Source organism: Robinsoniella sp. KNHs210, from assembly GCF_000686105.1.
GTDB classification, from domain to species: Bacteria; Bacillota; Clostridia; order Lachnospirales; family Lachnospiraceae; genus Robinsoniella; species Robinsoniella peoriensis.
In genome coordinates, this window is sequence record NZ_JMLZ01000002.1 from 11,883 (window position 1) to 25,956 (window position 14,074).

General features: G+C 41.5%; 10 protein-coding genes. 9 read left to right on the top strand and 1 reads right to left on the bottom strand.

The window, feature by feature from the left end:
* Positions 1 to 39 precede the first annotated feature (39 nt).
* The 6 genes from CD03_RS0106935 (at position 40) to CD03_RS0106965 (ending at position 6,425) form a co-directional block, all read left to right on the top strand.
* The gene (locus CD03_RS0106935) at positions 40 to 732 is read left to right on the top strand and encodes a response regulator transcription factor (protein ID WP_334291635.1); all 693 of its coding nucleotides are present in this window, start codon (positions 40 to 42) and stop codon (positions 730 to 732) included.
* 26 nt (positions 733 to 758) lie between these two features.
* Positions 759 to 1,697 carry a sensor histidine kinase gene (locus CD03_RS32710; RefSeq protein WP_156042816.1) on the top strand — a complete coding sequence of 313 codons (939 nt, stop codon included), beginning with the start codon at positions 759 to 761 and terminating at the stop codon, positions 1,695 to 1,697.
* A 145-nt stretch (positions 1,698 to 1,842) separates the two neighbouring features.
* Positions 1,843 to 2,517, top strand: coding sequence for an ABC transporter ATP-binding protein (locus tag CD03_RS0106945; protein WP_027293020.1), 675 nt, complete (start codon positions 1,843 to 1,845; stop codon positions 2,515 to 2,517).
* 79 nt (positions 2,518 to 2,596) lie between these two features.
* Complete coding sequence (locus tag CD03_RS37110; RefSeq protein WP_027293021.1) at positions 2,597 to 3,295, top strand: hypothetical protein; 699 nt, start codon at positions 2,597 to 2,599, stop codon at positions 3,293 to 3,295.
* Positions 3,234 to 4,991, top strand: a complete 1,758-nt coding sequence (locus CD03_RS32715) for an ABC transporter permease (RefSeq protein ID WP_156042818.1) — start codon at positions 3,234 to 3,236, stop codon at positions 4,989 to 4,991. The genes CD03_RS37110 and CD03_RS32715 overlap by 62 nt, the downstream gene beginning before the upstream one ends.
* 117 nt (positions 4,992 to 5,108) lie before the next feature.
* Positions 5,109 to 6,425, top strand: coding sequence for a M18 family aminopeptidase (locus tag CD03_RS0106965; protein WP_027293023.1), 1,317 nt, complete (start codon positions 5,109 to 5,111; stop codon positions 6,423 to 6,425).
* Between the two features lie 1,012 nt (positions 6,426 to 7,437).
* Here the strand turns inward: CD03_RS0106965 and CD03_RS38830 are convergent.
* Positions 7,438 to 7,569, bottom strand: a complete 132-nt coding sequence (locus CD03_RS38830) for a hypothetical protein (RefSeq protein WP_255348069.1) — start codon at positions 7,567 to 7,569, stop codon at positions 7,438 to 7,440.
* A 191-nt stretch (positions 7,570 to 7,760) separates the two neighbouring features.
* Between CD03_RS38830 and CD03_RS0106975 the strand changes: the two genes are divergently transcribed.
* The 3 genes from CD03_RS0106975 (at position 7,761) to CD03_RS0106985 (ending at position 14,032) form a co-directional block, all read left to right on the top strand.
* The gene (locus CD03_RS0106975) at positions 7,761 to 10,292 is read left to right on the top strand and encodes a ribonucleoside-diphosphate reductase subunit alpha (protein WP_027293024.1); all 2,532 of its coding nucleotides are present in this window, start codon (positions 7,761 to 7,763) and stop codon (positions 10,290 to 10,292) included.
* Positions 10,293 to 10,307: 15 nt separating this feature from the next.
* Positions 10,308 to 11,351, top strand: coding sequence for a ribonucleotide-diphosphate reductase subunit beta (locus CD03_RS0106980; protein ID WP_027293025.1), 1,044 nt, complete (start codon positions 10,308 to 10,310; stop codon positions 11,349 to 11,351).
* A gap of 149 nt (positions 11,352 to 11,500) precedes the next feature.
* Positions 11,501 to 14,032, top strand: a complete 2,532-nt coding sequence (locus CD03_RS0106985) for an FAD-dependent oxidoreductase (protein ID WP_027293026.1) — start codon at positions 11,501 to 11,503, stop codon at positions 14,030 to 14,032.
* The last annotated feature ends 42 nt before the right edge of the window (positions 14,033 to 14,074 follow it).

Genomic DNA, 14,074 nt, shown 5'->3' on the forward strand with positions numbered 1-14,074 from the left:
TAAAACCGGGAGTATCTGGCCCGGAAATATAAGGAGTGAATGATGAAAGGAATATTAATAATAGAAGACGATGAAATGCTGAATGCAGGACTGTGCTATAACCTTCAGATGGAAGGGTATGAGGCAGTTCCGGCGTTTGATGCAAATGGGGCGTGGAAACTGATAAATGACAGAGAATTCGCACTGGTGCTGATGGATGTAAATCTGCCGGATGGGAATGGATTTACACTTGGCAGGAAAATCCGGGAGAAAAGCAGTGTACCCATTATATTTTTAACGGCAAATGATATGGATGAGGATATGATAAAAGGGTTTGAGGCAGGGGCGGACGATTATATTACAAAACCTTTTAATATCAAAGTCGTTTTGCAGCGGATTCAGGCGATATTAAGAAGGTGTGAAGGGAAGAAATTATCGGTTATGCACTGCGGGAATCTGGAGATTCATTTTGAAAGGCAGACCGTTTTAAAGCAGGGCAGGCCTCTGGTTTTGACACCTACAGAATTTAAACTGCTGACCAAATTCTGCAGCAACCAGACCCAGGTGCTTACAAGGCAGATTCTGTTGGAAGATCTGTGGGATGCGGATGGAAATTTTGTGGATGAACATACCCTGACAATTAATATCAGCCGTTTGAGATCTAAGATATCAGATGATAAGTATTCCTATATTAAAACCATTTATGGAGTAGGATATCAATGGGTAGTGGAAGAAATCAGGAAAAATAATTAAATCAATGAGGACAGGGGGAATATAAATTGAGTGCGCAAAATTGGATGGTTTTATATGTTCTTACAGTGGGATGCCTGGCCGTGGGAATGATATTTATGTGGTTGGCAATGAGAAAAAGATTTGTGAATTATACCGACCAGATATATCAAAGCATTGAATGCATTTTGAAGGGAGAGGGGGTAGGCGGCTTTGAACTGGATGAGGATACGCTTTCTTCTAAGATTCAGATGATGCTAAAGAGACTTTATGATATTACCTGCGCTTCTGTGGAAGAAAACAGGAATCAAAAGAAAGTTGTCCAGGAGATGGTTTCTGATATATCCCATCAGCTGAAAACGCCAATTGCCAATATTACAATGTATTCAGATACCATTCTGAATCATGAATTAAACCGTGAGGATGAGCACCGGTTTCTTAAGGTGATGCAGGAGCAGATTGAAAAACTGGATTTTTTGGTGCGTTCTCTAATGAAAATGTCCAGGCTGGAAAATAATATGATTGTTTTAAAAAAAGAAAAAGCCTTCGTGATGGATTGTATTATGGAGTCTGTGGATAGTATTGAACTGGCTGCTAAGAAGAAAGAAATAGATATTGAAATAAGGGCAGATAAGAAGACAGTGGCTGCTTTTGACCGGAAATGGACTACTGAGGCACTATTTAACATTCTGGATAATGCAGTGAAATATACGCCGGATAAAGGTAAAATCAGGATTACGGTAGAAGAATCTGAGATGTTTACAAAGATTGTAGTGGAAGATACGGGGATTGGGATTGGAAATGATCATATCAATGATATTTTCAAACGGTTTTACCGTGAACCTAAAGTGCATAAAAAGCCTGGAATTGGGATAGGACTGTATTTATCCAGACAGATTATCAGCAGCCAGGGTGGATTTATCAAAGTAAAGTCCAGAGAGGGCGAAGGCAGCAGTTTTGGAGTGTATCTGATTAAAGAGAAGGAATAGTTTCAAAATTGAAACTATTTCTTTTTCTATTGAGAGGGTTTTGAAACAATCCACTGATAAGATTATATTATCCAATCAGGGAACGTCTCATTTAATTGTAACCGGCAATGGAGAAAAGATGATAATTAAGCGGAGGATAATAGGGATGACAGTATTAGAAACAAAAAATCTTACAAAGTATTATGGAGAAGAACCCAATGTTGTACGGGCATTGGATGGTGTAAATTTAAAAATTGAAGAAGGTGCTTTTGCAGCGGTTGTAGGAACTTCCGGAAGCGGTAAATCTACTCTTTTGCATATGCTGGGAGGTCTGGATAAGCCTACGGGAGGTAGTGTCATCGTAGCAGATAAAGATTTATCCCAGATGAACGATGAAAAGCTGACGGTATTTCGCAGAAGGAGAATCGGATTTGTTTTCCAGAATTACAATCTGGTTCCCATCCTGAATGTATATGAAAATATTATTCTTCCAATTCAGCTGGATGGAAACAAAACGGATGAGGAGTATGTTAAGAAAGTAGTAAAGATGCTGGGGTTAGAAGAAAAGCTTACAAATATACCGAATATGCTTTCCGGGGGACAGCAGCAGAGGGTGGCAATTGCAAGGGCATTGGCAACAAAACCGGCAATTATTCTTGCGGATGAGCCTACCGGTAATCTGGACAGTAAGACAAGTGCAGATGTACTGGGACTTCTAAAATTAACAAGCAGCCAATTTCATCAGACAGTAGTGATGATTACACATAATGAAGAAATTGCCCAGATGGCAGATGTGACAATTCGTATCGAAGATGGTAAAGTTGCAGAAGGCAGGTGGTAAATTTGAAAGAAAAGTGCTTTCAAACTACTAATTCAGGAATAGCGCAAGCCAGCTTGCTCTATTCAGGGGAGGTATAAACATGAAGCTGGAAAAGAACAACAATGGAAAATACATCTGGAACCTGGCTGTAAGCAGTCTTAAAAACAACCGGATGCGCAATATTTTTATTATTCTTACAATTGTTTTGTCTACCACGTTACTTTCTGGGATGCTGTTTTTCATTGCGGCATATTTTACAGGTCAGGACCGGGCTGTAGAAAAAATGCAGCATGTGATATATAAAGATCTGAGTGTGGATCAGATAGAAGCGTTAAACAATAATGAAAATATCGAGTATCTGTCACTTAATAAATTCGGCAAGGTGATCTCGGTAGATGATTATTCTTTTTATCCTGTTTATTTTCCGGAAAAACAAGGTCCGATTAAACAGGCGACCGTGAAAGAAGGAACCTTTCCACAGGCGTTAAATGAGGTGGCAGTATTTCCGGGATTTCTAAAAGCATTAGGAAAAGAAAGCCGGCTGGGAGAGAATTTTGAAATTACTTTCCTGGATGGAACCACGGAAACCTTTGCTGTAACCGGGCTTTTAGAAGGGGAACCTGCAAATAAAATTTATCCCTTTGCTGTTTCAAAGCAGTATGCAGATCAAGGCAGCAGCATGAAAGAAATTAATTATGATGCACTTGTGAAAATAAGAGATGCAAAATCCATGACAAGTGAAGAGTTTAAAAAGCGGGCTGTTGGTATTGCGGCAGAATGTAAAATTGAACGTCAGTGATAATACTTATTTCGCAGATACCCTGATGGGTGCAAAAAAAATACAGATTATAGGAACTGCCACGGGAATTGCAATCGGGCTTATCTTTGTCAGCATACTTGTAATTTACAGCGTGTTTTATATTTCGGTAGTTGGGAGAATCCGCCAGTTCGGACAGCTTCGCACAATCGGTATGACGAAAAAACAGATTCGGAATATGGTTACCAGAGAAGGTTGGATATTGAGTGCATTTGCTATTCCGGCAGGTATCGTCATTGGAGTCATTGGAGCTTATTTTCTGAAGGCAGATGGATTCAGCTGGATGAATACTGGGATTATGGGACTATTGACAGTAGCAATTGAACTATTTACCGTTCTGTTCTCCATACGGCGCCCAGCGAAAATAGCAGCAGCCGTTTCTCCGATCGAAGCATCCAGATTCAATGCTTATGAAGGAAGAGTACGAAAGGGGAATACAAAGAAATTAGCAAGAAAGATAACACCTCTTTCCATGGCGAAAATGGGATTCGCCAGAAATCGTAAGAAGTCTACTCTGACGATGATTTCTATGGGAGTAGGGGGAATCCTGTTTATGACAGCATCAATCTATCTGAATTCTTTCAGCCAGGAAGGATACTCAAGGCAAAGTGAGTTTTCTATTGGTGAATATGTAATTTCTTTTTCCAATAATGTGACCCAGACATTGGAGCATGGGTTTAGCGACCTGCAGCTGGATAACCCGATCAATGACAGTCTGATAAGCCGGATTGAACAGATTGACGGTGTTAAGAAGGTATATGCAAATCAAAAAGTTAAGGTACATTATTTAATGAATGGACAGACTTCGGTGGACGGAATTATGACTTTCAACAAATCGGATCTGAAAGAGATGCAGACAGAGATCAAAGAAGGAAGCCTGGATTATGACCGAATGACGGAGAATAATGAGATACTGGTGCAGAATAATGCTTTGCTGAAAGAAATTTTTGGTGCAAATCTAAAGCTTGGAGAAAAACTGGAACTTACTTTCTATAATGGAAGCACGGTAAATGAAACATTTACGGTGGGGGCATTTATGGGTACGGACTTTACGAAGAATATGGACAATTCCATTATCTGGATGACTGAGGATTCCATGCGCAAAATTATGGGAGACATGAACCTGAATTACTTATTAATCGTTTCTACGGATCAGGCAAAAGAAGCAGATATTACTGCTGCACTGGCAGATATTGTGGATGAAGACCAAAGGATCGCTATGGATACTTTGCAGGAAAGAATTGAGGCGGATAAGTTAACTTATGCAAGAATTAGCAGTATGCTGCTGGGAATCTGCTGCTTTATCATTGCATTTAGTCTGATTAATCTGGTAAATACTTTAATTACCAATATCGTTACCAGAAAACAGGAATTTGCAGTGCTGCAGTCCATTGGTATGACAGAACGCCAGTTATCCAGAATGATTCAGTATGAGGGATTTCTGCTGGCAGCTGTTAATTTAGCATTTACATTGGTTTTGGGGACTGGTGCCGGTATTCTGGTAATTAAAGTCATGGATAATATTGGAGTCAACTACATGCACTTTAAGTTCCCGGTATGGTATTTCATAGGTTATGCGGCATTTACCATATTAATACCGGTTATCGTATCCACAGCGGCAATCTATATCTTCCGCAAACAGCCGGTAGTGGAAAGAATTAGGGAAACACAGGAATAAGCAATCCATTGAATACAAATAGAGGTTGTGTTATGATAACAAAAAAAGTATTTCAGCCGCTCCGTGCAGTTTCCACTATGACGGCTGAAATGCAGTTATCAGGAGGTATTAAAGAAGATGTATAGAGAATCAGCCCGGGAGTTATTAGCATTTATTGACCGCAGTCCAAGCTGCTACCATGTGATTTCAAATATAAAGGAAATACTGGCGTCGGACGGATATGAAGAATTACAAGAGGGAAGACCGTGGAAGCTGGAGGCAGGCAGGAATTACTTTGTTTCCAGAAACGGATCTTCTCTTATTGCATTTAAGCTGCCAACAAAGGAATTTAGCGGATATCAGATAATATCCAGTCACAGTGATTCGCCCACCTTCAAGGTGAAAGAGCATCCGGAAATTGTAACGGAAAATAAATATGTGAAATTAAATGTGGAAAAATATGGAGGAATGATCTGTTCACCCTGGTTTGACAGACCCCTCTCAGTTGCAGGAAGAATTATGGTGAAAGAAAAGGAAAAGATCTGTACCCGGCTTGTGGATATCGACCGTGATCTGGTAATGATTCCAAATCTCGCGGTACACATGAACCGGGAAGTAAATGAAGGTTATAAATATAATGTACAGGATGACATGCAACCCGTTCTGGGAGATGAGACTGCAAAAGGCTCTTTTATTCGAATGGTGGCTGAAAATGCCGGGGTTTTGGAAGAATCTGTATTAAGTACGGATTTATTTTTGTATAACAGAGTAAAAGGAAGCTTCTGGGGAGCAAATGAAGAATATATCTCCAGCGGGCGGCTGGACGATCTGCAGTGTGCATTTGCGTCACTTCAGGGATTTCGCAAAGGAAATAGTACGAAAAGTGTGGCGGTGTATTGTGTACTGGACAATGAAGAAGTGGGAAGTGCAACCAAGCAGGGAGCAGCATCCACCTTTCTGGGAGACACCCTGAGAAGAATAAACAAAGGCGCTTTAAGGGATGAGGAAGCATTTTTAATGGCACTGTCCTCCAGTTTCATGATTTCTGCAGACAATGCACATGGTGTTCATCCAAATTATGTAAAGAAATCAGATCCTACGAACCGTCCTTATCTAAATGAAGGAATCGTGATAAAATACAGTGCAAATCAGAAGTATACCACGGATGCGGTCTCAGCAGCAGTTTTTAAAATGATCTGTGAAAGAGCTGAGGTGCCGTATCAGACGTTTGTCAACCGTTCAGACATGATGGGAGGATCTACACTTGGCAATATCTCTAACACTCAGGTTGCATTAAATACGGTTGATGTAGGGCTGGCACAACTTGCAATGCATTCTCCTTATGAGTCAGCCGGTGTAAAAGATACTTTTTATTTCGAAAAAGCAGCAGAAGAATTCTACAGCTCCTGGATTGATGGAACAGGGGATGGGGAGTATTTGATCTGCAGAGAATAATCGGGCTGCGTAACCAACTTCTATAGCGTGTCAGAAAGCAATATCCAGACACGCTATAGAAGTATAATGTATAGATCTCCAATTTAAGGAAATTACTAATACTACAACGTACAGTTTATAGGTGGCTTATGGCTCACTACTCAAAAAAAGCTTATGGGTCATTACTTGGACTTGAGACTCCTGCTGGTTTATTATATTTGGGTTTAGCTGAGTAATGACGCTTTGTAGATGTAGGTAGTGTACGGAAAGAGAAGGGGACGGACCAGGACATTGGTTTGGAATGCTTACCGCAGAACTGGCATTTTCTAACCTTCCCGGAGCACTTTTAGGCGGCACGCGGGCATTCGCTCCGAAATCCTGATGCATTTCGCAGCTCACTGCCCGCTTACAATCCGATGGGAGAAGTACTGCATTTTGCAATGCAGTACTGGTCGAATTGTATCCGCCAAAAAGCACTCCGGGAAGGTAAGTAAATGCGCAGCTCTGCTATACGCCTTCCAAACCAATGTCCTGGTCCGTCCCCTTCTCTTTCCGAGATGCAGTTTATTGATACAAAGCTGGTTTTCTCAACATGATGGGACCCCGAGGGTGTGGCATGCTGTACGTTATTGTCTTAGATCACATAAAAATCAATAGACCAGCTGGATGTTATCACTGTGAACTGTCTCTAAATTCTACTACAGTATATTTGTGGTTATAGTACCTACATCCAGTTAAGTCTGTGATCAGGAAAGCAGGTTATCATCCCCCTTTCACACTGAACTGCCGAAACACACTCTGCTGCATCTAGAAAAGAACAACCCGTCACAACCCAAGGGTCTCCACCAGGCTGAGAAAACCAGCTTTGTGGCAGTAAACTGAATCTCGGAAAGATGGGTGTGGGAAACTGGTATGGGCGGAGGAAGCGTAGAGCAGAGCTGAGTATTTACTTACCTTTCCGAAGTGTTTTTTGGCGGATAGTATTCGACTGGCTCCCATCGGATACTAAGCGGGTACTGAACCGAGAAATGCATCAGGATTTCTCGGTGAATGCCCGCGTGCCGCCAAAAAGCGCTTCGGAAAGGTTAGAAAATACCAGTTCTGCGGCCAGCTGACGGAGCCCATGCCAGTTTCCCACGCCCATCTTTCCGTACACTACCTCCATCTACAAAGCGTCCTTAATCAGCAAAACCCCAATTTAAGATAAAATTGTTCAATCTACACCGTGTATAAAATTTTAAGCTTAAGATCTACTAAATGTAGAAATAAAATAATTGCAAAATGCTATATATTGTGCTAGTATCATTATAGTAATGATAACTAATACTAAATAATGAATGCGGAAGGTTACTGAATATGGAGATTTTGAAAAGGAATGGGCAGTCGGAAGATTATACCCTGGATAAAATAAAGAATGTAATCAGACTTGCTTTTTTAAGTGTGAATCAGGAGTGCACGGATAAAATTTTGGAGAAGATAGCGGCGTCTGTTGAAGTGAAAGTTATGGAGCTGGTAGAAAAAGGGGTACCTCTTCAGGTAGAGATGATTCAGGACCAGATTGAGATTACATTGACAGAAATGAATTATTACGGTGCACTGAAAAGCTTTATACTGTATCGGAATGAACGCAGCCGGGAACGGGCAGCAAGGCAGAGCATTATGACATATTTTATGGAATTTCAGGCTCTGGATTCTGTGCTGAAGGATGTTCAGAAATCCTACATGGATCTGCCGTACAGTCTGGAACATCTTCTGGCTAAATTTCTGGCATTTCAGAAACCAGATATGCGCTTGAAAGAGAAACTGGCAATGCTGACGAAAGCGGCAGTAGAACTTACCACACAGGAAGCTCCCAAGTGGGAGTTTATTGCTGCGCGCCTGTTGATGCTGCAGTTTCAAAAGAAACTTACCGTACAGATGGAAGAATACAATCTGAATAGTTTTTATGAAAAGATTGTTTATCTGACAAGGGAAGATCTATATGGAAGTTATATATTAGAACACTATAGTAAAGAAGAAATAGATTTATTTGAAACATATTTAGTGGATGAACGCAATCAGCTCTTTACCTATTCCGGATTAGAGCTTTTGCTAAACCGTTATGTGATCCGAAGCCGCTCCAATGCTCCGCTGGAGACACCGCAGGAAATGTTTCTGGGAATTGCCATGCACCTTGGAATGCAGGAGAAGACAGGGCGAAGTGATTGGGTGAAACGGTTTTATGATATGCTGAGTACGCTGCAGGTTACCATGGCAACTCCAACCATATCTAATGCCAGAAAGCCTTATCATCAGCTTTCTTCCTGCTTTATTGACACGGTTCCGGACAGCCTGGAAGGAATTTACCGAAGTATAGACAATTTTGCCCAGGTCAGTAAATTTGGCGGCGGCATGGGACTGTATTTTGGAAAAGTCAGAGCAGCAGGGAGCACAATACGGGGATTTAAAGGGGCGGCAGGGGGCGTCATCCGCTGGATTAAGCTTGCAAATGATACGGCAGTAGCAGTAGACCAGCTGGGAGTCCGTCAGGGTGCAGTTGCAGTTTATCTGGATGCATGGCACAAAGACCTGCCTGAGTTTCTGAACCTGAGAACAAATAATGGGGATGACCGCATGAAAGCCCATGATGTATTTCCGGCAGTCTGCTATCCGGATTTATTTTGGAAAAAGGCAAAAGAGGATATCGAAGGGGACTGGTACCTGATGTGCCCTCACGAAATACTTACCGTTAAAGGGTATTCACTGGAAGACAGTTTTGGAGATGAATGGGAAAGAAAATACCAATCCTGTGTGGAAGACTACCGGATTCATAAAAGGGTAATTCCCATGAAAGAACTGATCCGCCTGATTATTAAAAGTGCGGTAGAGACAGGAACGCCTTTTACTTTTAACAGAGATCAGGTAAATGATAAGAATCCCAACAAACATAAAGGCATGATCTATTGCAGTAATCTCTGCACGGAAATCGCCCAGAACATGAGCCCCGTAGAGCAGGTAGAAGAGCGGGTTGAAGTCATAGATGGTGAAACGGTAGTTGTCTCCGTAACGAAACCGGGGGATTACGTAGTATGTAATCTGGCAAGTCTGTCTCTGGGGAATATAGAAGTTACCGATAAGATTGCTTTAGAGGAGATTGTGGAAAGTGCAGTCCGCGCCCTGGATAATGTTATCGATCTTAATTTTTATCCGGTCCCCTATGCGAAGATCAACAATCAGCGTTACCGTGCTATCGGACTGGGAGTCAGCGGATATCACCATATGCTGGCAAAAAACGGAATCGGCTGGGAGACGGAAACTCATCTGGATTTTGTAGATAAGGTATTTGAAAATATCAATTTTGCTGCAATTAAGGCAAGCGGAAAAATAGCAGAAGAAAAAGGTGCCTATCCTTATTTTAAAGGGAGTGCCTGGGATAACGGCTCCTATTTTGCTAAGCGCGGCTATTCGGATGAGCGGTGGATGGAACTCAAAGATAGTATTAGTAAGCAGGGAATACGAAACGGATATCTTATGGCTGTGGCTCCCACCAGCAGCACCAGTATCATTGCAGGGACAACTGCAGGTGTGGATCCCATTATGAACCGGTATTTTTTAGAAGAGAAAAAGAGCGGGCTTATGCCAAGAGTTGCTCCGGATTTATCTTATGAAACATTCTGGCTCTATAAAAATGCACACTATATTAATCAGGAATGGTCAGTGAGGGCAGCCGGTATCCGGCAGCGGCATATTGACCAGGCACAGAGTGTAAACCTGTATATTACAAATGACTACACGTTTCGACAGGTATTGAACCTCTATATTTCAGCCTGGGAAAATGAGGTAAAGACACTTTATTATATACGCTCCAAAAGCCTGGAGGTAGAAGAATGTGAAGTATGTTCCAGTTAAGGAGGAGTTTGCAGCATGGAAAAATTAAGAAAAAAGCCGTTATTTAATCCCGAAGGAGATATTGACGTAAGAAACCGGAGGATGATTAACGGAAATACAACCAATTTGAATGATTTTAATAATATGAAATATGGATGGGTCAGTGACTGGTATCGTCAGGCGATGAATAATTTTTGGGTACCGGAGGAAATTAATCTGACCGTAGATGTGAAAGATTATCCGGGCCTGCCAGCCAAGGAACGCCGTGCCTACGATAAAATACTGTCCTTTCTGGTATTCCTGGACAGTATACAGACAGCGAATCTGCCTGCAATTGCAGAATATATTACGGCAAATGAGGTAAATCTATGCCTATCCATACAGGCATTTCAGGAAGCGGTACACAGCCAGAGTTACAGCTATATGCTGGATACCATTTGCGAACCCCAGAAAAGGAATGAGGTTTTATACCAGTGGAAAAACGATGCATACCTTCTGGAAAGAAACACCTTTATCGGGGAGCTTTATAACGAATTCCAGAAGAAAAAAGATTCCGATACATTCTTAAAGACGGTAGTAGCCAATTATATCTTAGAAGGCGTGTATTTCTACAGTGGATTTATGTTTTTCTATAATTTAGGAAGAAATCATAAGATGCCCGGTTCTGCACAGGAAATCCGTTACATTAACCGGGATGAAAATACGCATCTGTGGTTGTTTCGGAACATAATTCTGGAGTTAAAAAAAGAAGAGCCGGGATTGTTCACTAATGAAAAAGTAGATGTGTACCGTGAGATGATCCGGGAAGGCTGCGAACAGGAAATCCGCTGGGGACATTACGTGATCGGAGATGCAATACCAGGACTTACCAAAGAAATGATCACGGATTATATTAAATATCTCGGGAATCTGCGCTGTACCAATCTTGGTTTTAAAAAGCTGTATGAAGGACATGATGAAGAGCCTGCAAGTATGTCCTGGGTGAGCCAGTACAGCAATGCAAATCTGATAAAGACAGATTTCTTTGAGGCCAGAAGCACAGCCTATGCCAAAAGTACAGCACTTGTGGACGACCTTTAGTATACTATCCAGAGCGTGTCAGGACCGGATTGGGAGCATTTTCAAATACGCTGGGCAAGTATTCTTAAATTTTTCGAAAGCATATATTTAGACTGGAATATGTGTTAAAATAGCAGATATAAAATGCAATCGCAAAGGAGAGGTGTAGTATGGAGACTTTAGAATTAAAGAAAAATTTATATTGGACCGGAATTAAAGACAAGGATCTGAGAGTCTTTGATATTATAATGGAAACGGAGTTTGGAACCACATATAATTCATATCTGATAAAAGGCAGCGAAAAGACAGCTTTGTTTGAGACTGCAAAGTTTAAATTTTTTGACACTTACCTCGAAGAGTTAGAGCAGCTGGTGGATATCAATAAGATTGATTATATTATAGTGGATCATACGGAACCGGACCATGCCGGCAGTGTGGAAAAACTGATAGAAATGAATCCTAATATTAAAATTGTTGGTACTGCTGTAGCCATCAGTTTTCTAAAAAACATTGTAAACCGGGACTTCTACAGCATTGCAGTGAAGGAGAATGACACCCTTTCCCTGGGAGATAAGACCCTTCATTTTATGATTCTGCCAAACCTGCATTGGCCGGATACGATGTATACTTATATAGCAGAAGACAAAGTGCTGGTAACCTGCGACTCTTTTGGAAGCCACTATACTTTTGACGGTGTTCTGCGCAGCCAGGTTACGGATGAAGATGGCTATATGAGAGCACTTAAATATTATTTTGATAATATAATCGGGCCTTTTAAGCCGTACATGTTAAAAGCATTGAATAGAATAGAAAATCTGGATATTGATATGATCTGCACAGGACATGGACCGGTTCTGGATTGTAATATTCAAGAAATCATGGATACTTATCGGCAATGGAGTACCGTAATCAATCCAAATCAGCAGAAAACAGTGGTAATCCCATATGTGAGCGCCTATGGATATACGGCGGAAATTGCGGAAGAGATAGCGAAAGGAATCCGGGAAAGCGGCAAGATAGATGTACATCTGCATGATATGGTGACATCAGATAAAGATGAAGTCCTTGCGGATATCGGATTTGCGGATGGTATCTTATTTGGAACACCAACTATTGTAGGAGAGGCACTTAAGCCGATCTGGGATCTGACCACTTCCATGTTCGCATGTACTCATGGCGGTAAACTGGCTAGTGCCTTTGGCAGCTTTGGCTGGAGCGGAGAAGGTGTCAGCCACATCGTGGAGCGTTTGAAACAACTGCGCATGAAAGTTGTGGATGGGCTGAAGATTAAATTTAAGCCTGGAAAAAATGATCTGATTGAAGCTTATGATTATGGCTATGATTTCGGATGTGTGCTGCTGGATAAAGAAAATCCCAGGACAAAGGAAAAATCAGCGAAAAAGAAGCTGGTAAAATGTCTGGTTTGCGGTGAAATTTTTGAAGAAGGAATAGAGATATGCCCGGTCTGCGGAGTTGGAAAAGAAAATTTTGTTCCGGTAGAGGTTGATGAAGTAAGTTACAAGAACAATACCAGTGAATTCTACTTAATTCTGGGTAATGGCGCAGCAGGAGTGAGTGCAGCAGAAGCTATCCGGGAAAGGAACGAGACCTGTTCTATCGTAATGGTATCCAATGAATCAGTACTAAGCTATAACCGTCCAATGCTTACGAAATCTATGCTGGCATCTTTTAACCCGTCACAGCTTGCAATTCATGATGAAAAGTGGTACCAGGACAGGAATATAATTAATGTACTGGATAAAACAGTAAAAAGTATCGATACCCAGGCAAAAGAAGTCGCTTTTTCCGATGGGTTAAAACTAAAATATGATAAATGCATCTATGCCCTTGGCTCTGAATGTTTTGTGCCTCCAATTCCAGGACATGATAAGGAACAGGTAGTTGCAATCCGAAGACTGTCAGATGTAGTTAAGATCGGAAAAATGCTTCCGAATGTGAAACATGCTGTCGTGATCGGAGGAGGTGTCCTGGGGCTGGAAGCCGCATGGGAACTGAGTAAAGCAAAATGCCAGGTAACCATTGTAGAAGTGGCAAATCAGTTAATGGGCAGACAACTGGATACAGGAGCCGGTGATATGCTGAAGGATATCATACTGGATAAAGGAATGGATATCCGTATCGGAGCAAATGTGGAAGAAATTGAAGGTGAAGGTGCCGTTACAGGAGTTCGCCTGGCTGGCGGTGAAGTGATTCCGGCAGAGTTAGTTATTGTCTCTGCAGGTGTAAGAGCCAATACAAAGATTGCCCAGGAAGCAGGAATACAGACAGACCGTGCGATTGTAGTGGATGAAAAAATGCATACCAATCTTACAGATATTTATGCTTGTGGTGACTGCGCCCAGTACGAAGGCATCAATTACGCCATCTGGCCTCAGGCACTGGAGATGGGGAAAGTAGCCGGAGCCAATGCAGCAGGTGACAGCGTTGCTTATGAGACCGTAAATGCAGCTTTAACATTTCATGGAATGGATACGGCTTTATTTGCCATTGGTGATAATGGCAAGAATCCGGATATAAAATACAAAACAGTAGAATTCAAAGATCCCATGAAGATGATCTATGAAAAATATTATTTTTCAAATAACAGATTGTGCGGAGCGATTTTACTGGGGGATACTTCCAAGATGGTTAAAGTGACGGCACAGATAGAGGAACACACTAATTTCAAAGAAATGTTTTGAAATCTAATCATTAATTTCTGATGGATCATAATATTCAGTCCC

Excerpts from the sequence above, each read along its gene's own strand:
- CD03_RS0106935 (WP_334291635.1), top strand. The coding sequence starts at position 40 with ATGATGAAAGGAATATTAATAATAGAAGACGATGAAATGCTGAATGCA.
- CD03_RS0106945 (WP_027293020.1), top strand. The coding sequence starts at position 1,843 with ATGACAGTATTAGAAACAAAAAATCTTACAAAGTATTATGGAGAAGAA.
- CD03_RS37110 (WP_027293021.1), top strand. The coding sequence starts at position 2,597 with ATGAAGCTGGAAAAGAACAACAATGGAAAATACATCTGGAACCTGGCT.
- CD03_RS0106965 (WP_027293023.1), top strand. The coding sequence starts at position 5,109 with ATGTATAGAGAATCAGCCCGGGAGTTATTAGCATTTATTGACCGCAGT.
- CD03_RS38830 (WP_255348069.1), bottom strand. The coding sequence starts at position 7,569 with ATGGAGGTAGTGTACGGAAAGATGGGCGTGGGAAACTGGCATGGGCTC.
- CD03_RS0106975 (WP_027293024.1), top strand. The coding sequence starts at position 7,761 with ATGGAGATTTTGAAAAGGAATGGGCAGTCGGAAGATTATACCCTGGAT.
- CD03_RS0106980 (WP_027293025.1), top strand. The coding sequence starts at position 10,308 with ATGGAAAAATTAAGAAAAAAGCCGTTATTTAATCCCGAAGGAGATATT.
- CD03_RS0106985 (WP_027293026.1), top strand. The coding sequence starts at position 11,501 with ATGGAGACTTTAGAATTAAAGAAAAATTTATATTGGACCGGAATTAAA.